The organism is Tardiphaga sp. 813_E8_N1_3 (assembly GCF_051811025.1).
Lineage (GTDB): Bacteria > Pseudomonadota > Alphaproteobacteria > Rhizobiales > Xanthobacteraceae > Tardiphaga.
This window is the reverse complement of sequence record NZ_JBPWQE010000001.1, coordinates 3,471,723-3,496,893: the sequence shown is the minus strand read 5'-3', so window position 1 is coordinate 3,496,893 and position 25,171 is coordinate 3,471,723. Positions and strand designations below refer to the sequence as shown.

General features: G+C 60.7%; 5 protein-coding genes. All 5 read left to right on the top strand.

Annotated features, from left to right (window positions below; translation table 11 throughout):
* Positions 1-139: 139 nt before the first annotated feature.
* Entirely contained in the window at positions 140-2,326 is a 2,187-nt protein-coding gene (locus tag AB8A33_RS16640) for a type I secretion system permease/ATPase (RefSeq protein ID WP_120290681.1), read from the top strand.
* The gene (locus AB8A33_RS16635; protein WP_120290683.1) at positions 2,313-3,647 is read left to right on the top strand and encodes an HlyD family type I secretion periplasmic adaptor subunit; all 1,335 of its coding nucleotides are present in this window, start codon (positions 2,313-2,315) and stop codon (positions 3,645-3,647) included. The genes AB8A33_RS16640 and AB8A33_RS16635 overlap by 14 nt, the downstream gene beginning before the upstream one ends.
* 222 nt (positions 3,648-3,869) lie before the next feature.
* Positions 3,870-4,907: a transglutaminase-like cysteine peptidase gene (locus tag AB8A33_RS16630; protein ID WP_439093750.1), complete on the top strand. Its 1,038-nt coding sequence runs from the start codon at positions 3,870-3,872 to the stop codon at positions 4,905-4,907.
* Positions 4,908-5,031: 124 nt separating this feature from the next.
* Positions 5,032-5,376 (top strand): hypothetical protein, encoded by a 345-nt coding sequence (locus AB8A33_RS16625; protein ID WP_120291157.1) that lies wholly within the window; start codon positions 5,032-5,034, stop codon positions 5,374-5,376.
* A 637-nt stretch (positions 5,377-6,013) separates the two neighbouring features.
* The gene (locus AB8A33_RS16620) at positions 6,014-25,117 is read left to right on the top strand and encodes a T1SS-143 repeat domain-containing protein (protein ID WP_439093749.1); all 19,104 of its coding nucleotides are present in this window, start codon (positions 6,014-6,016) and stop codon (positions 25,115-25,117) included.
* Positions 25,118-25,171: the final 54 nt, after the last annotated feature.

The window sequence follows — 25,171 nt, the reverse complement described above, 5'->3', positions numbered from 1 at the left end:
ACAGGCGCTCCGCAAGGATCGCCTGTAAAGCTGGCAAGTCATATTTTGTAAGGCCAGTAGATCCGCGCACGGGTCATACAAGGCGCCTGGAATTTCCGAGGCTGCATTGAACATTCGCTCACCCCAGTTCGATATTGCAATGGACCTGCCGGCTGCGCCCGTAGCGGAGATCGAGCATCAGCATGCTGATCCGTTAACGGACAGCCTGCTTTATCTCGCCGCTCACCACGGCAGAGCTGTCAGCCGCAGTGCACTCCTTGCCGGTCTCCCGGTTGAGCGCGGCGTGCTGACAACGGCACTGTATGAGCGTGCCGCGCAGCGGGCGGGCCTCGAGGCCGAACTGAACGAGCGACCGCTCAAGGATATCCCTGCGCTGGTCCTGCCTGCTGTGCTTCTGTTTCACGATGGTTCGACGCGGATTCTGCGCGGCATCGATCTGGCGAGTGGCCGTCTGACACTGGCAACCCCCGTCGGTGACGGTGCGATCGCCATGGAGCGCATCGAAGCCGTCGAAGAGAAATATGCCGGCTTCGTCTATTTCGTTCGTCCGGCGTCCGTCAGCGATCCGCGCGCGATCGCCGCCGGCGATTTGCCGAAGGCGCACTGGTTCTGGTCCGTCGTCAGCCGGTTCGGCTCCAACTACAGCCATGTCGCCATTGCAGCTTTCATCGTCAACATGCTGGCGCTCGCCGCGCCGCTGTTCACTATGAGCGTGTATGACCGCGTCATTCCGAATGGCGCGATCCCGTCGCTGGTTGCACTTGGTATCGGCCTGTCGCTGGCGATCGCATTCGACTTCCTGCTCAAGGTGGTCCGCAGCCGCATCATCGACATGACCGGCAAGAAGATCGACGTGGTGCTGGCGTCGAACATCTTCGAACATGTGATGGCGCTGAAGATGGACAAGCGTCCGCCCTCGGTCGGCATTCTCGCCAATCAGATGCGCGACTTCGACTCGGTGCGCGAATTCTTCACGTCGGGCACGGTCGTGTCGGCGACCGATATGATATTCGCGATCATCTTCATTGCAGTGCTGTTCGTGATTGCCGGGCCGCTGGCCTGGATCCCGCTGGCGATGCTGCCCGTCATGATCCTCGTCGGTCTCTTGATCCAGCGGCCGCTCGATCGTGCGATGAAGCGCCTGCAGGCGGAATCGGCTGCACGCCACGGCATCCTCATCGAGTCGCTGAACGGCATCGAGACCGTTCGCGCTGTCGCCGGCGAAAGCCGCGTGCAGACAGTGTGGGAACGTTCCGTCGCCGCGACGGCGCGTTCAAGCGAAGGCGTGCAGTTCTGGTCGTCGCTGGCGATGACAAGTGCGAGCGTGGCGACGCAGCTGTGCAGCCTGTTGCTGGTCGTGGTCGGCGTGTTCCTCATTCTTGACGGCAAACTGTCGGTTGGTGCGCTGGTTGCGGCCAATATGTTGTCGGGCCGCATTCTCGGCCCCATCGCGGGCATCGCGGCTGTGATGACGCGCGCGACACAGACCATGTCGGCCCTGCGGTCGATCGATCGCCTGATGGCGACGGAGCGCGAGCGGCCGCCGGAAAAGATCTTCGTGGCCCGCGAGATCACCAAGGGCAGCATCGAATTCCGCAATGTCAGCTTCTCCTATCCGAACAGCCCGGCCAAAGCGCTCGACGGCATCTCTTTCCACGTGAAGCCTGGCGAGAAGATCGGCATCATCGGCCGGGTTGGCTCAGGCAAGACCACGGTTGGCCGTCTGGCGACGGCTTTCTATCCGCCGAGCGAAGGCAGCATCCTGATCGACGGCATCGATATCCGGCAATACGACCCGGCGGACCTGCGCGCCGGCATCGGTTTCGTGCTGCAGGACACCGATCTGTTCTATGGCAAGCTGCGCGACAACATCACGCTTGGCCGTCCCGATGCGACCGATGAGGAAGTGCTCGCGGCTGCACGGCTGTCTGGCGTCGAGACCTTCATCGCCGGTCATCCGCAGGGCTACGATATGATGGTTGCCGAAGGCGGCCGTAGCCTGTCGGGCGGCCAGAAACAGGCGATTGGCCTCGCCCGTGTGCTGATCCGCAAGCCGCGCGTGTTGTTCCTCGACGAACCCACTGCGCATTTCGATGTGCGCAGTGAAGGTGAATTCCTCGATCGCCTCAAGACACTCGCCAAGGGTGAGATGTCCATTATCGTCTCGACCCATCGCCCGTCGCTACTGTCGCTGGTCGACCGCATTCTCGTGTTCGACAACGGCAAGATCGTCGCCGACGGTCCCGCCGATCAGATCCTGACGCGCTTGCGTCCGCAGCCGCAGGCTCCTCAAGCCGCGGGGAGGCCGGTCAATGTCGCAGTCTGATTTCGCATTTTCGAACGACGTTCGTGCGGCCATGGAAATGCGTACGCCGCGCACGGCGCGGATGTTGTTGATGACCGTCGCCGGTCTCCTCATCGTGTTCCTGCTCTGGGCGCATTTCGCGGTGCTGGATGAAGTGAAGCGCGGCAATGGCAAGGTGGTGCCGTCGCGCCAGACCCAGGTGGTGCAATCGCTCGAAGGCGGCATCATCAGCGAATTGCTGATCCAGGAAGGCGCGATCGTCAGGAAAGATCAGCCGCTGGCCCGCATCGAAGATACCAACTTCGCAGCGCAGTTTGGCGAAATCCGCGAGCGGCGTGGTGCCATGGCTGCCCGCGTGATCCGATTGGAAGCAGAGACTTTCGGCAAGACCAGCGTCGAGTTTCCGGAAGATCTCACAAAGCTTGCACCGCGTGCGGTTCAGACCGAGCGCAGCGTGTTCGACGCCCATATGCGCAAGCTTGCGCAGGACATCGACGTGATCGCCCAGCAGGAATGGCAGAAGAAAAAGGAAATCGACGAGCTCCGTGCGTCGGAAACCCGCTTCTCCGAGACGCTGACGCTGCTGACCCGCGAAACCTTGCTGACGCGCCGGCTCTATGAGCAGAAGGTCGTTCCCGAGATCGAGATGCTGCGGTCCGACCGGCAGGCCACCGACATGCGCGGTCAGCTCGCGGTGGTACAGGCGACCATGGTCAAGACCGAGGCCGCCGTGAAGGAAGCGCAGTCGCGGCTTTTGAATATCACCACGGCATTTCGTTCCACGGCGGAGGATGATCTTGCGAAATCGCGCGGCGATCTCGCGGTGCTCGACGAGAACATCAAGTCCGCGCAGGATCGCGTTCGGCGTACTGAACTGCGGTCGCCGGTCTACGGCATCGTTAACAGACTCAACGTCACAACGATTGGCGCGGTCGTGGCGCCTGGCGCCAGCGTGATGGAGATCGTGCCACTTGAGGATACCCTCCTGGTCGAAGGCCGCATTCGTCCGCAGGACATCGCCTTCATCCGTCCGGACCATGAGGCGGTTGTAAAGCTCAGCGCCTATGACTCCTCCGTCTATGGATCGCTTCACGGCCGGGTCGAACGTATCAGCGCCGATACGATCACCGACGAGAAGGGCGACAAGAATGAGCGCGGCGAGACGTTCTATCGCGTCATGGTGCGTACCGAAAAAAACCATCTCGGCACTGCCGAGCAGCCGCTGCCGATCATTCCCGGCATGGTGGCGACAGTGGAAGTCCTGACCGGCAAGAAGTCGGTGCTGGATTATCTCGTAAAGCCTGCGCGCATGCTGCGCGACGAGGCGTTTCGCGAACGCTGATAGCGCGACGGAGCATCCGGTGGTCCGTATGTTACCTGGCTCCCGGTCCATCAGAGTCAACGAACTCTTAAAACGCAGGCTTCGCTAAAATTCGAGCGAATGCGTTGGTAGGCGATTGAGCGCGTTCAACGACATACAAGCCCAGGTTGACGCGTTTTAACCGGCCTGAAGCAGCCCCCGATTTATCCCTGATGCCACAAGATCCGGACGGGGATCGACGCAATGACGTCGGCCGATGCTCCGGACAACGGGGCGTCAGTCATGTTGCGTATCGATCAGGCGCGGGCATTCCCGCGTGCGCTGGGGTTCGTGCTCGCCGGTGTAGTAAGCGTCAGCGCTTGCGATGGAGCATTTGCAAAGTCACGCGCGAAGAAGACGGTGCTTGAACGCCCTGTCATGGATACGCCGAACGCGGGCATGACCGCGCCGCCGGTTCGGTTCTTCACGATCAACCAGGTGCTGGCCAAGCGTGACAGCGAGAACCGTGCAAAGCCCGGCAATATCGAACTCGCATCCTTGGACGCGTCGCAGGGATCAGATGCCAAGGTGATCAGCGATGCGCCGTCTCCGGCCGCGATCCTGCCTGCCACCAGCGAGGAGCCGTTCGGCCTGTTCACGTTCCGCGCGCCTGAAGGGCTGCTATGGACGAAATGGCGGGGCGTGGAAGCGCGTATGCGCGCCGACTTGAAATCGATCGAGGACTGCAAGGCTGATAGCGAGAACTGCGCCGCCGGTGCGCGCAAGTTTGTCGCCGTCACGCGTTCCGCCGCCGAGTTGGGTCTGCGCACACGCGTCGAGGCGATCAATCGCGACGTCAACTATGCGATCCGCTATGTCGGAGACTATCAGCAACACGGCGTCGCCGATCTGTGGAGTTCGCCGCTCGAGACGCTATCTGCGGGCATCGGCGATTGCGAAGATTATGCGATCGCCAAATTCGCCATGCTCGTCGCAACGGGCGTGCCGGAGGCCGATATCAAGATGATGCTGGTGCGTGACATGGCGGTGCGCCAGGACCATGCGGTGCTGACCGTCCGTGTCGATGGCCGCTGGCTGGTGCTCGACAATCGCTACTCCCGACTGTCGGAAACGCGCGATCTGCCGCATTTCATGCCGCTTTTCGCCATCGACCACAAAGGCGTCAGCCTGTTCGCCGCGCCCTATGCCGCGCGTCCGCATCATGAGAGTGAGACCGACATGTTGCCCGCGGCCGAGGTGGACGGCTTCGGGGGCGGCTCTTCCTTGCCGCTGGCGCTCTGAGATAGTTCGACAACACAACGTCGACAATCGGCCTGATATCGGCGTTTTATGCGCTTCGCGATCTTGTACTTCCATGCATCTTGGGCTCTTAATGCGTCAGGGTGAGGTCGACGAGGGGATTGAGATGCGCTTCAAGCACACGCTGTTGGGTTTGTTGGTGGCTGCCGGAACGGCTTCCGGCGCAACTGTCTCGCATGCCGAAGGCCTGCTTCCAGGCGCTGCCTTCTCCGTCGATTGTCAGAATGGGGCGGTCTACAAGCTGACCTCCGGCCGTGTGACCTTTCCCGGTGATATCGTCACCGGCCATCTGTACCTGACCCCGCACCGTGCGATGCCTGTTCGCCTGATCCCGATGGGTGAGGGATATCGCTATGCAGGCCGTGGCGTATGGCTGGATGGCATTCGCGAGCACGCGCTTCTGTATCGGGCCAAGTATAGCCCGGTCGCGTGCGTCGTTACCCGCATCTAGACTTTTATCCTATCGATTATCTCCTGCGATAGCAGTCCTGCGATAGCGAGTTGCGCATCTGCGCAGCTTGCTGATTCACGTCTGTGTCCGGAGAACAAGTCCGCGATCCCAGAGATTCGCGGAATGCGCACTGCAAATGGCGACCTTGCCATCTGGCCGTGACACGAATGCGCTTTAAGCAACTGTCCCATTTCGAAATTTACTCGCGAAGGGCGATCACTGCGCGACGGTTCGCGCGGCTGTCGATATCGGCTCGCGAAAGCAAATTCAGGCGCCCGTCCAATATTGGCGGACGTGCCTGTGGTTGTGAGCTGATTTCGTTGTTCAGTGCGATATGAGAAGTCATCTTACAAAGTATAAAATAAGTCGTTTTTTCGAATACTTTCTTATTTTTACAATAGATACGTCGCGATTTGTGGATTTTTCCGGGCATTCCCAAAAATAGACTGTCTAAACGAAGTATTACTGTGGAATGGTTCATCTTTATTAATACGCTGTTTCATTTTTGAACTTAACCAATGCAACGAAAACGCTTCAAATTTTACAGGTATTCATTGACGTCTCTGCGTTCTTAAGAATATTTTAACCCTCGCAGGAATTGGACGTTTTTCGGTCCGATCAGCTTGAGGTTGTAGTCATGAACGCTCCCGTATTGCTCGCGCAGCTCGCCGGTTCCACCACGCAGACCCCGCCGTCTCCGAAGAACCTGAAGCTCGAGAAGCCGCAAAATGGGCAGGCGATTTCGGTCCATCTCGACGGCAACACCAAGCTCGATTTTGCTGATATCGCGAGCGAGAAGCTGACCTTCGTCAAGGTCGGTGAAAAGCTGATCATCCTGTTCGACAATCAGTCGACGGTGACTGTCGATCCGGTGTTCGACTCGATGGGCAAGCCGCTCACCGATCTCGCATTCGACATGGGCTCCGATCGCACGCTGACAGGCGAGCAGTTCGCGCAAACATTTCCGATCACCACCGATCAGTCCGTTCTGCCCGCAGCGGGCGGTGCAACGGGCCCGACGGGCGGCGCGAATTTCGGTGATGCGACCGTTGGCGCGCTCGGTGCTTCGGGCGCGCGTCTCGCGCTGCTGACGGGCGAAGACACTGGCGGCGGCTTCGACAATCTGGACGATGGAACGCCTAACCCGTCGCCGATTCCCGGCGGCGTGACGGCGGTGACGCTGAACGAAGACGGTTTTGCGGAAGGCAATCTCGGCGGCACCGGTGACACGGGCGGCACCGCGACGTCCGTGACCGGTTCGCTCAATGTCGATTTCGGTACCGATGGTTCGAATCGCAGCTTCGCGTTCTCGCTCAATCAGCCGACGCTCGCCGGCCTGACCTCGGATGGTCAGACCGTTCAGCTCGCTTTCACCACCGTGAACGGCCAGCCCGTGCTGATCGGCTATGTCGGTGGCGATTTCAATGTTGCCGCCAATCAGGTCTTCACGGTGTCCCTGGATGCTTCATCGCTGCAGGGCAACTATACCTTCACGCTGTTGCGTCCGCTCGATCATCCGATCGGCGGTACCGAAGATACGATCAATCTCTCGATCAACGTGATCGCGACGGATGGTAGTGGCGACACTGTGGCCGTCACGATTCCGATCGGCATCAACGACGATACGCCAGTGATCGGCACGCCTGCCGATGCCGCGCTGACGGATCCGCTGTCCGGCAATCCGGCGACGCAGACGGGCTCGCTGGGAATCTCCTGGGGTGCCGATCGCTACAACGATCATGTCGATGGCGGCGTATCCGCGACCACCGGCGCAACGGGCGACCGCTCGGTCGTGTTTGCCAACACGCAGGTGACGGCCACCGGCGACGGCGCAACGGCCATAGGTACGCTGACGTCGCATGGCGAGACCGTCCGCTACGTGCTGCTCGAAAACGGCACTGTGCTGGTTGCCTATACAGGCGCGACCGCGCCGACCAGCCTCGCCGATCTGCAGCAGAGCGGCACGCCGAGCGGTGAAGGCGAGGGTGGCGAAGGTGGAATTGCCAACAACGTCGTCTTCGTCGTGACCCTGTCCGACGCCAGCAATAGCGGCAGCTATGTCGTCACCCAGTATCGTTCGCTGGATCACGATAATGGTTCAGCCACGTTCCAGAACATCGATCTGGCCTTCAACTTCACTGCGACGGACAGCGATGGCGATACGGTCAACGGCACGCTGCATGCGGTGATTGCGGATACGGTGCCGGTTGTGACCGGTCCGGCCGACACAAGCACCCTGAGCGAAGGCAAAACGCTGCCGAGCGAAGGCGGCGGGGACATGCCCTCCTTGCTGGTTGTCGGCGGTTCATTTACGCCGAAGGACACGGGCGCCGTATCGCTGCACATCGATTGGCGTTCGGACAATCAGAATCCGACGGCCGTGGGCGGCGCGCATGATCGCTCGGTCACATTCACCGCTGCGACGCAAACCGCTCTCGAGAACCTAGGCCTGACCTCCGACGGTGCGACGATCATCTACACGATCTCCGCGGATGGCACGTTGTTGACGGCGACGACTGCGGCCAGCGAAGGCAATAGCGCGCGCACCATCTTTACCGTGCAGTTGTCCGACAGCGGAAATGGCAGCTACGACTTCACCTTGCTGGACAATCTGGACCATCGGGGCAGCTCCGAAGGCAGCCAGGCGCTGACATTTGGCTTCATTGCGACCGACAGCGATGGCGACTCGACGGTTCCAGCGAATTTCACGGTCAACATCACTGACGATGTGCCGACGGCAGGTGGAATCGAGAGCCAGACGCTGTCCGAGCAGACGCAGAGCGGTGCGACGAACGGCTTTGTGTCGACTTCGCTCGATAATGTTTCGCTCATTATCAATTGGGGCGCCGACGATGTGAACAACAACGGCGCGTCGATCGACCGCAAGGTCGCTTTCACGACCGCCGCAGCGCCTTCCGGGCTCACCTCGAATGGTGAGGCCATCACCTATGTGCTGTCGGAAAACGGAACGCTGTTGACCGCCTCGGCGGGTGAACGCGTCGTTTTCACCGTGAAGCTGTCTGACGTCGATAGCGGCACGTACACCTTCGCCCTGCTGGATAACCTGGACCACGTCGGAGCCAACGGTGCGTCGATCGCGCTCGGCTTCAACTTCACGGCGACGGATGCCGATGGCGACCCGGTTGGTTCGTCATTTAGTGTCAACATCAACGACGACGTGCCGACGACCGGCGCCATTGCTGGCGAAACCCTGGTCGAGAGTACATCAGCCGAGAGCTCCAACGCATTTATCGCGAAGGCCTTGAACGGCATCTCGCTGAATGTTGACTGGAATTCCGATGATGCCAACGCCGGCGGCACGAATGATCGCAGCGTCGCCTTCACCACCAGCGCGGCGCCGTCGGGTCTGACCTCCAACGGCCAGACGATCATCTACACGCTGTCCGACAACGGCATGTTGCTGACAGCGACAGCGGGCGCACGCACGGTGTTCACTGTGCAGCTCTCGGATACCGGCAACGGTACCTACACGTTCAATCTGCTCGACAACCTGGACCACGCCGGCGCGAATGGCGCCAGCCTGCCGCTGACGTTCTCGTTCACGGCGACTGATAGCGACGGCGATACCACGTCGCCTGCATCCTTTACGGTCAACGTCACCGACGACGCGCCGAGCATCGGTACCCCGGATGTCCTGACTCTCGTCGAGAGCACCAGTCCGTCGTCGTCGAACGCATTTATCTCCGCGACCGCAACCGCCTCACTCGCCGTGGACTGGAATTCGGACGACAACAACCAGGTGTCAGGACCAGGGGCGAGCGATCGTTCGGTGGCCTTCACTGCCGCGACGCTGACGAGCCTGAACGCGTTGCATCTGACATCGAACGGGACGGCGCTGACCTATAGCTTCTCGGACAATGGGCAGTTGCTGACAGCCAAGGCAGGTGGAACGACGGTCTTCACCGTTCAGCTGTCCGATACGGCCAATGGTACCTATACGTTCAAGCTTCTCGACAATCTCGATCATGCCTCAGGCAACGCCAAGAACGACCTGGCGCTCACCTTCGGCTTCACGGCGACTGACAGTGATGGCGACACGACAGTGCCCGCCAGCTTCACTGTGCATGTGACCGACGACGTGCCGGTGGCAGGCGTGGGCGACACGCGCGGCGTGGACGAGGACGATCTCTTGAGCGGGACGTCACCGAACATCTTCGACCTGCAGGTCGGCGCCCGGCTGAACATCGACTGGAACTCCGACGATCACGATGGCGGGAATGTTGCCAACCGTTCGGTGTCGTTCGAGCACACGACGGCTGCGGACAATGTCGCGGTGCGCGATGTCAATAATAATCTGGTGAACCTGACATCCGACGGAGCAACCGTCCACTATGCTATTATTGGCGAGGATCTCGTCGCCTATACCGGCAACAACCCGTTCTTCAACCGTGTGTTCGTCGTCTCTCTCGACGATGACAACACCGGTTCGTATACGTTCACGCTGCTCGGACATGTCGATCATCCGACCGCCGATGGCCAGAACACGCTGACATTCACGTTCGACTATACGGCCACCGACTCGGACGGCGACAAGAGCAGCAGCGTGTTCAGCGTTACGGTCAAGGATGATGTGCCGACGATCGGTAACACGGAGTCCGAATCCGTTCGAGAAGACAGTCTGCCGACCACGTTCTATGACACGACATTCCCGGATGCGCCGAACTCGACCGTTCAGCTCGGTGATCTCAACATCAACTGGGGCGCAGATAACAATAATTCGGGCGCAACAAACAACCGTTCGGTCGTCTTCACGACCGCAGCCGGGGCCACGGGTCTGACGTCGGACGGCACCGCGATCGTCTATTCGATCTCGGCGGACGGAACGGTGCTGACTGCCAAGGCTGGCGTTCGCACGGTGTTCACCGTCGAACTGTCCGATAGTGGTGATGGCAGCTACAAGTTCACGCTGTTTGACAATATCGATCACGCTGCGTCGGGGCAGAATGATGACAGCCGGACTCTGTCTTTTGGCATCAAGGCCACCGATTCCGACGGCGACTCCGCGACGGCCGATTTCGCGGTCTCCATCGTGGATGACGCGCCTGAGGCACATACCGGCGATGGCCGGACCATCAATGAAAATGATCTCTCGAATGGCACATCGCCGAATGCGCCCGGTCTGACCGCTACCGGTGATCTCAACATCTCCTGGGGCGCGGATGACGCGAATCCGTCCGCCGGAGGCGGGCTCGGCGATCGCGCTGTGGGCTTCCGCTTCAACTCGGCGGCGGACAACGTCGATGCAGAGAACAGCAATGGCCAGAACCTGACACTCCGCTCGGATGGCCAGACGGTTCAATACGCATTCGACGGTCAGAAGCTGGTCGGCTATATCGGCGCCAACCTGGCAAGCGGCACGCGCATTTTCGAAGTGACGCTCAGCGATGCCAATGATGGCTCCTACACCTTCAAGCTGCTCGGTAACCTCGATCATCCTACCGGCAGCGGCACCAATCTGGTTAACCTGACCTTCAGCTACACCGCGACTGACGGTGACGGCGATACCAGCAGCAGCAACTTTACCGTGACGATCCGCGACGACGTGCCGGAAATCGGCGCGCCGGTTGCTTCGACGTTGACCGAAGATACGACCATTGTGGGCGGGGGCGAGGAATTCGTGCCCCAGGCTGCGTTGAACAAGTCGCTGAACATCAATTGGGGCGCGGACGATAACAACAGCGGCACTGCAAACCGTTCGGTCGCGTTCTCGTCATCCATCGACTCCGGCGACAGCGTGCACACCACGGGCTCCGGAAGTCCCGTGCTCAAGTCAGACGGTGTGACCGTGCAGTTCCTGCGGATCTCCGATACGGAGATCTGGGGCATGGCCAACGACAACGGCGGCTCGCTGACGATCAACGATCGCAAGGTGTTCCACATCACGCTGTCCGATACGGGCAACGGTACCTACACCTTCGAGCTGCTGGATAATCTGGATCACGTGGGATCTGGCCAGGGCAGTGCACTGTCGCTGCAGCTTGGCTTCGTCGCCACGGATGCGGACGGTGACACCGACAGCAGCAGCTTCACGGTTACGATCAGCGATGATAACGGCCGGCCGTCTATCGGAACGGCGCAGGCGGTTTCGGTCGATGAGGACGGTCTGACGGGTGGCAACACGCAGCCTGCCACCGGAGATCTCGCCGGTGCCGCAACGTCAGCGATGGGATCGCTTGCTATCTCTTGGGGCGCTGACAACAACAATTCCGGGACGGCCGATCGCTCGGTTGCGTTCTCTGGCATTAGCGATGGCCAGAATGCGATGTCCAATGTCGGCCCTCTGACCGTCGATGGGGCGCAGGTCAAATTGTGGGTCGTCGGTAATACGGTTTATGGCTACACCGGCAGCAACCCGGTGAATGGCTCGACGCCGCCATCGGCTGGCAGCCAGGTGTTCACGGTCTCGCTCAGCGATCTATCCTCGGGCAACTATACCTTCAACCTGCTGAAGCATCTCGATCACCCGGCAGGTAACAACGAGAACGATATCACCCTCAGCTTCGGCTATCAGGCCACGGACGCCGATGGCGATGTCACAGCGGCATCGACATTCACCGTCACGGTCAATGACGATTCGCCGGTTACGACGGGAGCGGTAACCGCGGCGACGGTGCTGGACGACGATGCGTTTGCTGGCGGCAATGCCGGAGGCGCCGGCGATGTCACCAATGCCACCTCGGCAACGGGCGCAGTCGGTGCGTTGTTCTCGGTCGGCGCAGACGGGTTCAAGAGCGTGACGCTTGGGACGACGACGGCATTCAGTGCGATTTACAAGGATGCCAACGGCGTTGCTCACCAGGAATCCGTCACGTGGGGATCGGCAAGTGTATCGGGTGGCGTGACCACCTGGACCGCGATCGGTGCCGTCAGTGGCGCCACCGTGGCAACGCTGGCGATTGACGCAAACGGCTCTTACACCTTCACAACCTCCAGGCCATTGGTGCATTCGACGGCTGGAGCCAGTGAAGAAAACCTGTCGCTGACCTTCAACTACACCGTGACCGACGGCGATAACGATCCAGCCACGGGATCGCTGACGGTTAACGTCAATGACGATACCCCGGTATCCCAGGGTACCGTGACGGCCGCGACGACGCTCGATGACGAAGCGCTGACGGTCTTTACGCCGACCAATGCCGGAGGTGCGTCTGGCGATGTGAGCCCGGACACCAACACCACGTCGGGTGTCGCCAGCAGCCTGTTCACCGCCGGCGCTGATGGCTTCAAATCGGTCGCAATGACATCCGCGACCTTCAGCGTTGTCTACAAGGATGCCAACGGCTTCGCGCTGACCGAGACCGCGACCTGGGGCTCGCCCGTGGTGGGCGCCAATGGCGCCACCACCTGGACAGCGACCAGCTCGCATTACGGCTCAGCCGCGGTTCTGGTCATTGGTGTGAACGGTTCGTACACGCTAACCGTGAACGCGCCGATCGCGCATGCAACGCCCGGAACGGCGGAAGAGAACAAGGCGCTGACCTTCAACTTCATGGTCACCGACGGCGATGGCGACACCGCCACCGGTTCGCTGACGGTCAACGTCAATGACGACACACCGGTGTCGAAGGGCATCGTGACGGCCGCTACGACGCTTGACGACGAAGCGCAGACGGTGTTTCCGGCCAACGCCGGAGGTGTGTCTGGCGACGTGAGCCCGGATACCAATACGGTCTCCGGCACAGCCGGTAGCCTGTTTACTGCAGGCGCGGACGGCGTGAAATCGGTTGCGATGACGTCGGCAACCTTCGGCGTCATCTACAAGGATGCCAACGGCTTCGCGCTGACCGAGACCGCGACCTGGGGCTCGCCGGTGGTGGGTGCCAATGGCGCCACGACCTGGACGGCAATCAGCGCGCATTACGGCTCCGCCGCCGTTCTGGTCATCAATGCCGACGGATCCTATAGCTTCACCGTCAACGCACCGATCATTCATGCGATCAGCGGCACGACGGAAGAGAACAAGGCGCTGACCTTCAACATCACCGTCACCGACGGCGATGGTGATACGGCGACCGGCTCGTTGACCGTCAATATCAACGATGACACCGTCGTCCTCGGGACCGCAGTGGCGGGCTTCGTCGATGAAGGCAATCTGGCCGGCGGCAACAAGGACGACGGTTATCCGGGCGATCTGACGATTGCTCAGGGTGACAATGGCACGCGCAGCACGTCCGGCTCGCTGGCGATTGCGTTCGGTGCAGACGGCAAGGCGGCCACCGTTACGGGCGGCACGTCGACGCAGACATTTACGTTCAGCGGCAACAACAACCTGACTGCCGATCTGATCGTCACCCAGGGCACGGTCAATCATCCGTCCGCCTCGGGGATCGTCTACGGCGGCATCAACAATCCGATCATCATCAATGCCAATGACAGCCTGCCGTTCAAGCTGGATGCGATCGATCTCGGACTGTCGGGTGCCGCAACGACACCGACCGTCATTCTGAAGGGCTACGATTCCAACAACAATCTCGTCGCAACCTACACGTTGAGCGTGGCCAATGTTGCAGCGCTCACGTCGGGCACGCCCACGCATTTCAATGCCGCGGGTACACCGTTCGCGAATGTCCTGATCGACAGGCTCGAGATCTATACTGGTAACGGCTTCAACGGTTACGTGATGGCCGACAACCTGGTCGTCACGCAGAACACCGCCAGCGGCCCGGTCGTGGTCGATGCCGCCGTCACCTTCACCGATCATTCGAACGGACTGGCCAACATCGTCGTCAAGGATGCCAATGGCAACGACGTGACTGCGTCGCTGACGTCGAACGGGCAGGCCGTTCATTATGCGATGATCGATGCCGTGACCCTGATCGGCTACACCGGCGCCACCGCGCCGACGTCGCTCAGCGATGCCCGTGTGGTGTTCTCGGCCGTTCTGTCGAGCGCCTCGGCGAACGGTGCCTACACCTTCACGCAGAACGCAAACCTCGATCATCCGATCGCGGGCCAGGAGGACGATCTCACCTTCACCTTTAACTTCACTGCCAAGGACGGCGACGGTGACAAGGCGAACGGACACTTCACGGTCACCGTCGATGACGACGCTCCGACCGCGACTGCTGCCGTGCTTACGGGAGCGGTCTATGAAAGCGAACTGAGCACCGCTACCGGCGATCTGTCGACCGGCACGCAGGCCGGAAACGCCGATAACAAGAATGGTGATGCAGGTACCGACGATTCGATCCTCGTCGGGAATCTGTCGTCACTGGTTTCAATGGGAGCGGATTCGCCCGGTACCTTTGTGGTGGAGACCACGGGCCTGTCGGCGTCACTGACTTCACTGACTTCGAGCGGTGTTGCGCTGACCTATACGGTCGTCGGAAACACGCTCATCGCTTGGGCTGGTTCGAACCAGATCTTCACCTTCGCGGTCAATGCCTCGACCGGCGCTTATACGTTCACGCTCAAGGGGCAAATTGATCACGTTGCGAATTACGTGATCGACAATGCCTCGATTCCGGTCGCAGCGATCGACCAGCCGGGTGAAATCTATGCGGTTGCGGCGATCAACGGCAATCCTCGTGCTTTTGAAGGCCGCCTGCCAGACGGCGATGTCATCATCAGCATCACGAACAGCGGAAACACGGCGGTTAACTGGGTCCTGGATAACACGTCCGGCGGCACCGATTATCCGCTGTCGATCGCTGCGAACACGACGATCTTTATCAACGTTGGACAAATCTCGACGCCGCCCAACGTGCACTTCGAGTTGACCGGACCGGGTGCCCCGAACGGGCAGACGACGGTAAATTCGGGTCATCAGGACATCGCCGTTACCGGCGGAACAGATACGCTTGCGCTCGATCTTTCTTCGGCGGTTACCGTTCGCGATGGCGACGGCGATACCGTTGCATTGCACGATCAACTCATCGTGACCGTGACCGACGATGCTCCCGTCCTGGCTGGTGCTGCGGCGGCTGTGACAGTCGACGAGACCAGCACGCCCCTGGCGCAGGTGGCCTATGGCAGCCTGAAGATCACGATCGGCGGTGACAAGGTCGGCGCGCATCTCGACTTTGCGACCGACAGCAATGGCCAGCCTGTGCATCCGGCCGGTCTGACATCGGACGGCGTGGCGCTCGACTACGTGCTGCGGACCACCCAGTATGGCGAGAAGCAGCTCGTCGCCTTCAAGCATGGCGACACGGTCGACAATCCGGTCTTCATCGTGGCGCTCAGCTCGCCCTCGAACCCGACCTATATCTTCACGCTGTTCCAGAACCTCGATCACGCGGCGAATTCGAACACGCTCGATCTCGGCTTCACGGTGCGCGCGACCGACGGGGACGGCGACTATGTGGATCAGGCGATCCACATCAACGTGACGGATTCGGTCCCGACCATTCCGGCGACGACAGTTCAGCGCGCAGGCGTACAGGACGATGCGCTGATCAACGGCAATCCTGAGCCCGGCGATACGGCAACGGCGTCGGGTACGTTGAGCCACAACTTCGGTGTGGACAGCAACGGTCATCTGTCGTGGGTCAGCGCGACGCTGCCGACCGGTGGATATACCAGCGTTATAAACGGCAACGTTTTTGAGGTCTATCAACTGCAGAATAACGTGAACGTGAAGGTCTTCACGGTCACTCTCAATCCGACCACCGGCGAATATCAGGTGGAGCAGTTCGCGGCCATCCATCATCCGAATGGCGCCGGCGAACTCGGTGAAGGATTCAATCTTAGCTATCGCGTCACCGATGGTGACGGCGACTATGTGGAGAGCTATCTGCGCGTCGTTGTCGGCGATGACGTGCCGGTGATCATCGGCAACGCGACGCAGGCCAACCTGCTCACCAACGGCGATTTCTCGGGCGGCAGCTCCTGGCATGACGCCTCGTACGGTGATTGGGCGACGGGCGCTACCGGCTGGGAGATCACCGGTACGGAAGCCGGCCAGACCGGTGTTCAGCTCGAGCGCGTCCCAAGCGGCTATTTCGGGGTTGTGACGTCGAATGGTGAACCGATGGTTGACCTCGGTGCATCGCCGGGCAACATCGCAGTCTCCCAGACCCTCAACGGTCTGACGACCGGCCAGCACTATACGCTGAGCTTCGAGATCGGCACGTACGATCCGTCGTCCTCGGGACTCCAGGTCTATTGGAACGGGCAGCTCGTTGGCACCTATGCGCCGGGCTCGACCATGGCCATCCAGACGCTCGACCTCATTGCGGCCGGTGGTGCGAACACCGTCACCTTCAAGGAGGTTGGTTACGCGGGCGACAACACCGGCACCTATCTCGCGAATGTCAGCCTGGTTCAGGCGTCGTCGACGTCACTGCCGCTCTTCCACGCGGATATCGGCGAGGATGGCTCGTCCGTCGTGTCGCTGGTCAGCGGGACCAACTACCGCTTCGGTGCCGATGGCCCGGGCTCTGTGGCATTCGACACTGCACACGCCACCATTTCCACCCCGACCGGTACCACGCTCGGCGTGCCGTCGATCTCCTACGATCCGGTCACGGGCAAGGTGACGGTCAATCCGGGCTGGGGCTTCAACGGCCTGAGCGAAGGTGAGATCGCAACCCTGTCGGTGCCATTCACCGTCACGGACGCGGATGGCGACAGCAAGTCCGGGGTCTATCAGTTCACGATTCACGGCACCAATGACGCTGTTGGGACCTCGATAGGTTTTCCCGACACCGGAACGATGACCGAATATGCGGAAACCGATCCGCAAGCAGGATCGACGGCAGATCGCACGCGCTTTAACGACAGCTCCTCGGGCGGCGGCTACAACGGCGGCGGCTTCTGGATCTATGACGATCAGGGCGACACCCATACGCTGACCGTGACGCCTCAGGGTGCGGGCTATATCGGATACGTGACTGCAGTAGTCGCGGAAGAGACGTTGAATGACGGCAATGGCTTCGTCGATTGGCAGTATCACGTCACCGATGCACAGCTGAATTTCCTTGGCGCTGGAGAGACCAAGCAAGAGGTCTTCCGCATCCTCGTCAGCGACGGGCACGGTTCGTCGGCCTATCGCGACATCACGGTCACGTTGGTCGGCAGCAACGACAAGCCGGTGATCTCGATTGACGGCGGCGACAGCGATCATGTGTTCCTGACCGAAACCAATGCCGGCCTGAGCGCCACTGGCACGCTGAGCGTGACGGATGTCGATCTCTCCGACACGGTCACCGCGAACGTGTTGTCGGTGACAGCATCGGGCTCCGGAATTGGCTCACACTTCACCAATGCGCAATTGCTGGCCTTCATGACGGTTGCAACCGGTGACGTGACCCCGGCTGGCAGCGCCGCCGGCGATCTTGCATGGACCTTCAATTCGCAGGGCCAGGCCTTCGATTTCCTGCCCAATGGCTGGGAATCTGTCCTCAGCTACACGATCCAGGTCTCGGATGGTCACGGCGGCATGGACACCCATGTGGTCGAGATCAAGGTCCATGGCACCAATGACGCGCCTGTGATCGATCTGAACGGTGCTGCGACAGCGGGTAACGACGTTGTCGTCACTGCGGTTGAGCAGATGCCGCAATGGATCCTGAGCGATGCGACCCTCACCGACGTTGATTCCACGACGATGCATTCGATGAAGGTCACGTTGACAACGCAGCCGGATGGGCTCGGTGTCGAGGGTCTGTCGTTCAATACGAGCGCGACGAACGCTTTGACGACGGCCGGCCTGACCTATGGCTATGATGCGACCACCGGCGTTCTCACAGTGACCGGCGATGCATCCAACGCCGTCTACCAGACCATCATGCGCGGTGTTGTCTATCAGTACACCGGCGATGCCCCGAGCACGGGCGACCGCACTGTGACCGTGGTTGTCAATGACGGTCTGGATAACAGCATCACGCACACGGCAACGGTGCATGTGCTGCCCATGAACAATGCGCCGTCGCTGGCGGGTCCGCTTGCGGCAACCGTCACCGAAGGCGGCATCCATACCCTCACGGCCGCAGAACTCGGCTACACCGATCCGGACAACACCGCCTCCGAGGTCGTCTTCCACGTATCGAACGTCCAGCACGGCACCATCACGAATGGCGGCGCTCCGGCGACGTCATTCACGGCCGCCGAGCTTGCCGCCGGCCTGATCAAGTTCACCCATGACGGCTCGGAAGATTTGACGACGACCTTCCAGGTCACTGTTGAGGATGGCAACCAGGACGGCTCGACGCCGGTCCCGGGCACCTTCACCTTCACGATGGAGGGCGTGAACGACGCGCCGGTCATCACTTCGGCACCGCTGCAGACGCATGCCGACATCTATGCCGCTGGTTTCCTCGACCACGCGGTGACGGCGACCACCGCCGCGGACCACAAGTTCGAGATCGATCAGGATATCGACACTCAGATCGGAGCGCTGCTGGCGGCAACGCCGGCCAACATGCATGCGGTGCTGGTGGGCGTGCAGGCTGCGCTCGGCCATGCCGCCGGCTTCGCCGATGCGATCGCTGCGGTGTGGGATTATGTCGACGATCACTACAGCTATTACGATACGACCATTAATGCGGCCGGTGTTCGCCTTGCGATCGAATATGCCAAATACGTCCAGGACGGTGGCGCACCGCTGAGTGGCGTGGTCGTGAAATACGAAGCTGATGGCCCAGACTATGGAAACCTGCCGGACCGTGCGCAGTCGATGCACGACAATCTGCTCGGTAATCTCGATAAGGCCTCGATCGACGACAAGTTCCTACCCGGCGGCGCCGGCGGCTCGAACGGACCGCCGAATGGTATTGCCGATGTGGCGCTGCATGACGAGCTGCTCGCGGAGATCGCGGCGGCGGGTCTGAGCGGTCGGCCGTATTATGCTGGATACGAGGATTCATTTGCGTCGCCGTCGCAGCAATGGGACGCGGCCCATGGCCTGCTGCCGGGCGGCACGCATCAGATCATCAGTGGCCAGCTGACGGCCACGGATGTCGACACCAACGACGCGGGTCAGTTGTCCTGGTCGCTGAATACGACGGCGACGCCCTATGGCACGATGTCGATCGATCCGGCGACCGGTGTCTGGTCCTATGATCTGGACAATGGCCTTGCTGCGACAAAGGCCCTGCATGTCGGCGATGTCGTGACGTTGAACTTCGTTGCGACGGTGGCTGATGCTCACGGCGGCAGCGCCAGCCAGACGGTGACGATCACCATCCACGGCGGCAATGATGCGCCGGTGACGCAGAACGAGATCTACTTCATCGACGAAGACCAGGTCCTGACGAACGCCCATCTGCTGGCCAACGACAGCGATCCGGACGGCGACGCCCTGACGCGCGTCGGCCTCGTGACCGGTAATCCGTCAGGCCCTGCCGGTTCCACGTCGGTCACGCCCGCTGGCGACCTGACATACACGCCCGTCGCGAACGAGAGCGGCTACTCAGTTCTGACCTATCAGGTCTCTGACGGGTCCAGGACGACGCCGGCGACCGTCACTGTCAATGTTCGTCCGATCGCCGACGCGGCGGTGCTGACGGCCTCAGGCGGCAACGAAGACAGCACCTTCGCTGTCCACATCGCCCTTGGCGACACCGACGGTTCGGAGAAGGCGACGCATATCGAACTCAGCGGCTATCCCGCCGGAACGACCTTCAACCAGGGCTCGCTGCAGGGCGGTGTCTGGGTGATAGACAACCTCGCCGGGATCGACCTCGCACATCTCACCATGACCCCGCCAAACAACTACAATGGCGGGTTCAACCTCGGCGTCAGTGTGACGGTTGTCGATCACGCCACGCTCACCACCGGTCTCGTAACCGATACCGCGACTTCGACGGGCACGATCGCTGTGACGGTCAATGCGGTGAACGATCTGCCGGTGCTGACGGCGGACGATGCGACGCTCACCGAAACAGCGAGCGCGGATGCCGGATTGCTGAGCAAGACCGGAAATATCCTGAGCAACGATCACGACGTCGATGGCGACACGCTCAGCGTCAAGACCATCCGGGCAGCGAACGGCGTCCCGACCGATGAAAATCCCATCGCCATCGCGCCGGGCGGCAATGTGACGTCGCACGGCATCTACGGCGATCTCGTGATGCATTCGGACGGCAGCTATACCTATACGGCGAATGCCGCCTTCGATGCGCTGGCGGACGGCGTCCAGAAGACCGACGTCTTCAAGTATGTCGCGACCGACGGGAACGGCGGCGATGTCGCGCAGTACCTGACGGTTCACCTCACCGGTGTTAATGATACTCCGGTCCCGGTCGCCGACGATCAGAACCTGACCGATACCGCGGTTATCGACGCGGGCGTGGTGAAAACATTCGCCGGCAGTGTACTGGCCAACGATCACGACGCGGAGAACGACCCGCTCACGGTGATCACGATCCGGCCAGATGCGCAGTCAGGTCCGACCTATCTCAACGGCGCCACGACGGTCGCGCACGGCGTCTATGGTGATCTCACAATCAATACGGACGGCACCTACACCTATACGCCCAATGCGAACTACGATGCGCTCGGAGCGGGCGTGTCAGCCACTGACGTGTTCAAGTACGGCGCGTCGGACGGCAACAGTGCCCATGGCGGTTTCCTGACGTTCCACATCACCGGCGGCAACGATCCGGCGGTGTTCACCGGCACCGATACGACGAGTCTGACAGAGTCAAACGTGGCCCAGTCGACCGGCGGAACGCTTGTTGTCAATGACGTCGACGGCGCCGACACGCTCGTGCCGCAGGCCAACGCGGCAGGCAGCAACAACTACGGCGTCTTCAACGTCAACGCCGACGGCACCTGGACCTACACGATGAACTCGGCGCATGGCGAGTTCGTCGCGGGTCAGACCTATACCGACAAGCTGACGGTCCACTCAGCCGACGGTACTGCGCATGATCTGACGGTGAACATTCTCGGTACCGACAACAACCATGCGCCAGATCTCGTCAACGGCACTTACGGTGGCACGGTGACGGGGCAGGTGCATGCTTTGCCGGCCAGCGCGCTGGTCAACGGCAGCTTCGAGTCGGGGGGCACGGGATGGACCGTTGCAAGCCAGGCAGGTGGCGCGGCCTTCTCGTCGAACTTCCCGGCTGATGGTTCGGGGAATTTCACGGTCAATTCGTTCGGCCAGGTCACAGGCATCAAGACGCAATTGGCGCAGGTCGTCGATACGCTCCCGGGTGTTCAGTACACCTTGTCGTTCCAAGTCTATACGGTGTCGACGACCCCCGGCGACCATCTCTTCGTGAACTGGAACGGTACGCAGGTCCTGGCCGTTGCGACGGCGCAAGCGTCAGGCGGCTATCACACCTTCACCGCCACGGTCACGGGAACAGGACACGACACCCTTCAGTTCGCAGTCGATGATGCGAACAACAATCCTGCAACCTTCGATTCCTGGCGGTTTGATGCGGTTTCGCTGACGCCGGCTACGCATTACGAAGCGACCAGCGGAACGATCGCGTTCAGCGACGCCGATGTGTCGGACGTTCACTCAGTAACGGTCACAACGCCGGTGGGAAGCAACTATATCGGCAACTTCGTGTCGACGGTCGATGAGGCCACCCATCAGGTCAAGTGGACTTTCTACGCCAGCGACAGTGCCCTGCAGGCGTTGTCCTCCAATTCTGTCGATCAGACCTACACGTTGAAGATCGACGACGGCCATGGCGGGTTCGATACGCAGAACGTGACGGTGACGCTTGCCAAGCATATCGATGCGGCGCCGGTCATCACCTCGTCGGCCCAGACCGGCTTTGCAACCGAGGATGCGTCGGTCGGCATCGTCAATCTGGTCCAGAACCCGACCTTCGAATTGCCGAACATCTACAATCCTGTGCTGACGCCGTGGACCGTCAGCGGTGCCGGCGTGGTGCACATCTATGGCAGCGGCGCCAACGGCAGCATCGATGCAGCCTACCTCGATCAAAACACGACGCTCAGCCAGACCATGACGACGCAGATCGGAACGACCTACACGATCGACTTCTTCATGCACAATTACGGCACGCCGTTTAGCGTCAGCGTCAACGGAACACCGGTCTGGACAACAAGCAACGTCATCCAGAGTTGGACGGAATATTCGGTGACGTTTACTGCGACGTCGACATCGACCGTGTTGTCCTTCGCCACCACGGGCGTGAACGGCGCCGACATTGACGAAGTTTCGGTCCAGGCAGGAACCAAGCACATCGTCGAGGGCATCGAAACCAACGCGGGAACGATCACCTATACCGATGCCGACGTGACGGATACCCACACTGTCGCGGCAAGCGGACCGACGTTCGCATGGTCGGGCGGGTCGCTGACGCAGGCCCAGATCAACGCACTGACAAGCGCCAGCACGTTCACACTGAACGCGACCGAAAGTGGCGGGACCGGATCGGTCGCGTGGAAGCATAGTGTCGCCGACAGCGCGATCCAGTTCCTGAATGCCGGCCAGACCTTGACCGAGACCTATACGGTCACGATCGATGACGGGCAGGGCGGAACGACGTCGCAGAACGTGACGATCACGATCAACGGGACCAACGAGCCGGCCGCGCCGACGGGCACGAATGCCACGCTCGCCGCTACCGAGGACGTCACCCGGGTGCTCACTTTGGCCGACTTCGGCTACAGCGACGCCGATGGCAATCCCATGTCGGGCGTGACAATCACGTCGGTGTCGACGAACAGCAGCCTGGGTCAGTTGCTGTACGGCACTTCCGCGGTGACCTCGAACCAGTTCATCTCGGCCGCCGATATCGCCGCCGGCATGCTCAACTTCGCGCCGAAGGACGATATCTTCACCAACGTTGGCAGCGTCAGCTTCGGCTTCAAGGTCGTGGACAGCACCGGCGCCAGCGATCCAACGGCGAACACGATCACCATCGGGTTCGACAATTCGAACAAGACGGATAACACCTCCAACGGCAACAGCAGTGGTACGGCGACTGCGGCCGAAAACCTCGGAGCCCCATACTCGTTCAAGGATAGCGGCGGCAGTTCCGACGTTCTCCAGATCAACAACAATGCATCGTCTTCTGCTCTGACCTCGCTCAATTTCCTGAAGAGTTCCGACAATCTGGAATTCGGCTGGGCGAGCAGCGGAGGCAACGGCTATGGCACGGTTCTCGACCAGTATGTGAATGGTAACAAGTACGAGACCTTCCAGTTCCAGAACGCCGCGAGCTACGGCGGGTTCGCGTTCAGCGGATCGTACGCGCTCGCCCAGAGCCTCAGCAATTCCGGCAGCGGCAACCGGATCGTTGCTGGCACTGAGGGCAGCGACACGATGACCGGAGGAAGCTCTTCCGACATCATGTTCGGCAATGGTGGCCACGACAATATCTCGGGTAATTCCGGCGACGATCTGATCATCGGCGGACTCGGCAACGACACGTTGAGCGGTGGCAATGGTAACGACACCTTTGTCTTCGGCCTCGCTGACGGCAACGACACGATTAACGAAGGGATTGGGGCCAGCAGCAGCGACTTCGACCGTATCGCCATCTTGACCGGCGGCGCGGCCATGTCCGGTCTCTATGCCTTCGATAACAATCCCATTGAGTTCTACGGCGACCTGGTGATCCAGTATAACGGACAGCAGGTCACGGTTCAGGGCCATTTCTATGGGCAGGGGTACCAGGTCGAGTTGATCAACTTCGATAATGGCTCGGTGTACGGTTACACGCTGGGCGCCGGCGATTATTCGATCCTGAGCGGCCTCACTGCGGATGCGCCTGACGTCAGCGGCTACCGCACGATTACCTTATCGTCCGGAAGCAACTTCGTTGCAGGCGAACTGGGTACCGCAAACAAGATCACCGGCGGCAGCGGCGCCGACCTGATCTTCGGTGGCGACCAGGCTGATATCCTCAGCGGCGGCGGCGGCAATAACCTGATTGTTGGCGGACACGGTAACGACACGCTCAGCGCGGGCGGCGGCAATGATGTCTATGCTTTCGGTATGACCGACGGCACCGACACCATCACCGATACCGGCGGCGCGGCCGATGCGATCTTCATCGACACCAACGGTGCAGCGATGTCGAACTTGGTGGCCTACGATGACAACAACGGCACAACTGCGGGCAACCTGGTCATCCAGTACAATGGCCAGCAGATCACCGTGAACAACCACTTCACGTCGAGCAACAGCGCTATCGAACGCATCTCGTTCGACGGCGGGTCAGTCGATGGCTATGATCTCGGCTCGACAGTTTACACTGTCAGGACGAACGATCCGAGCAATAGCGGTGGCTCCCGCAACGTCGATCTGTCGGCGCTCGGCGCCGATAACTTTGTCGCCGGTGAGGACGGGACTGCGAACACCATTACTGGCGGCACCGGCAAGGATCTGCTGTTCGGCGCCAGCCAGGTCGATGTGCTGTCCGGTGGCGGCGGCAACGACTACCTGTCAGGTGGTGCGAACGACGACATCTTGTCCGGCGGTACCGGCAACGACGTTCTGCGCGGCGGACTCGGCGCCGACACCTTCAAGTTCGGCGCGGGTCACATTGGCGCGGCGAATCTCGATTCGATCCTCGATTTCAGCAACGCTGAAGGCGACAAGATCGATATATCGGGCTTGCTCGATAGCATTGCTGGCGTGCAGGCGGATGGATCGAACATCAATAATTACGTTCATCTGACGCAGAACGGAGGCAATGTCCTCGTGCAGGTCGACACGACCGGTGCTGGCAATTTCTCCGGCAACACGCATGATGTCGCAACGCTGGTCGGCTATGGCACCAGCAATGCTGATATCGTGAACATGGTGTTCAAGAACACAGATCACTCGATGACTGTCTGATGACCGACGCGGCTGGCGATCCCGGCCGTGTCGCTTCAACGAATTGCAAAAGCC

Bases quoted from the DNA above. Each gene is read 5' to 3' on its own strand.
- AB8A33_RS16640 (WP_120290681.1), top strand. From the start codon at position 140: ATGGACCTGCCGGCTGCGCCCGTAGCGGAGATCGAGCATCAGCATGCT.
- AB8A33_RS16635 (WP_120290683.1), top strand. From the start codon at position 2,313: ATGTCGCAGTCTGATTTCGCATTTTCGAACGACGTTCGTGCGGCCATG.
- AB8A33_RS16630 (WP_439093750.1), top strand. From the start codon at position 3,870: ATGACGTCGGCCGATGCTCCGGACAACGGGGCGTCAGTCATGTTGCGT.
- AB8A33_RS16625 (WP_120291157.1), top strand. From the start codon at position 5,032: ATGCGCTTCAAGCACACGCTGTTGGGTTTGTTGGTGGCTGCCGGAACG.
- AB8A33_RS16620 (WP_439093749.1), top strand. From the start codon at position 6,014: ATGAACGCTCCCGTATTGCTCGCGCAGCTCGCCGGTTCCACCACGCAG.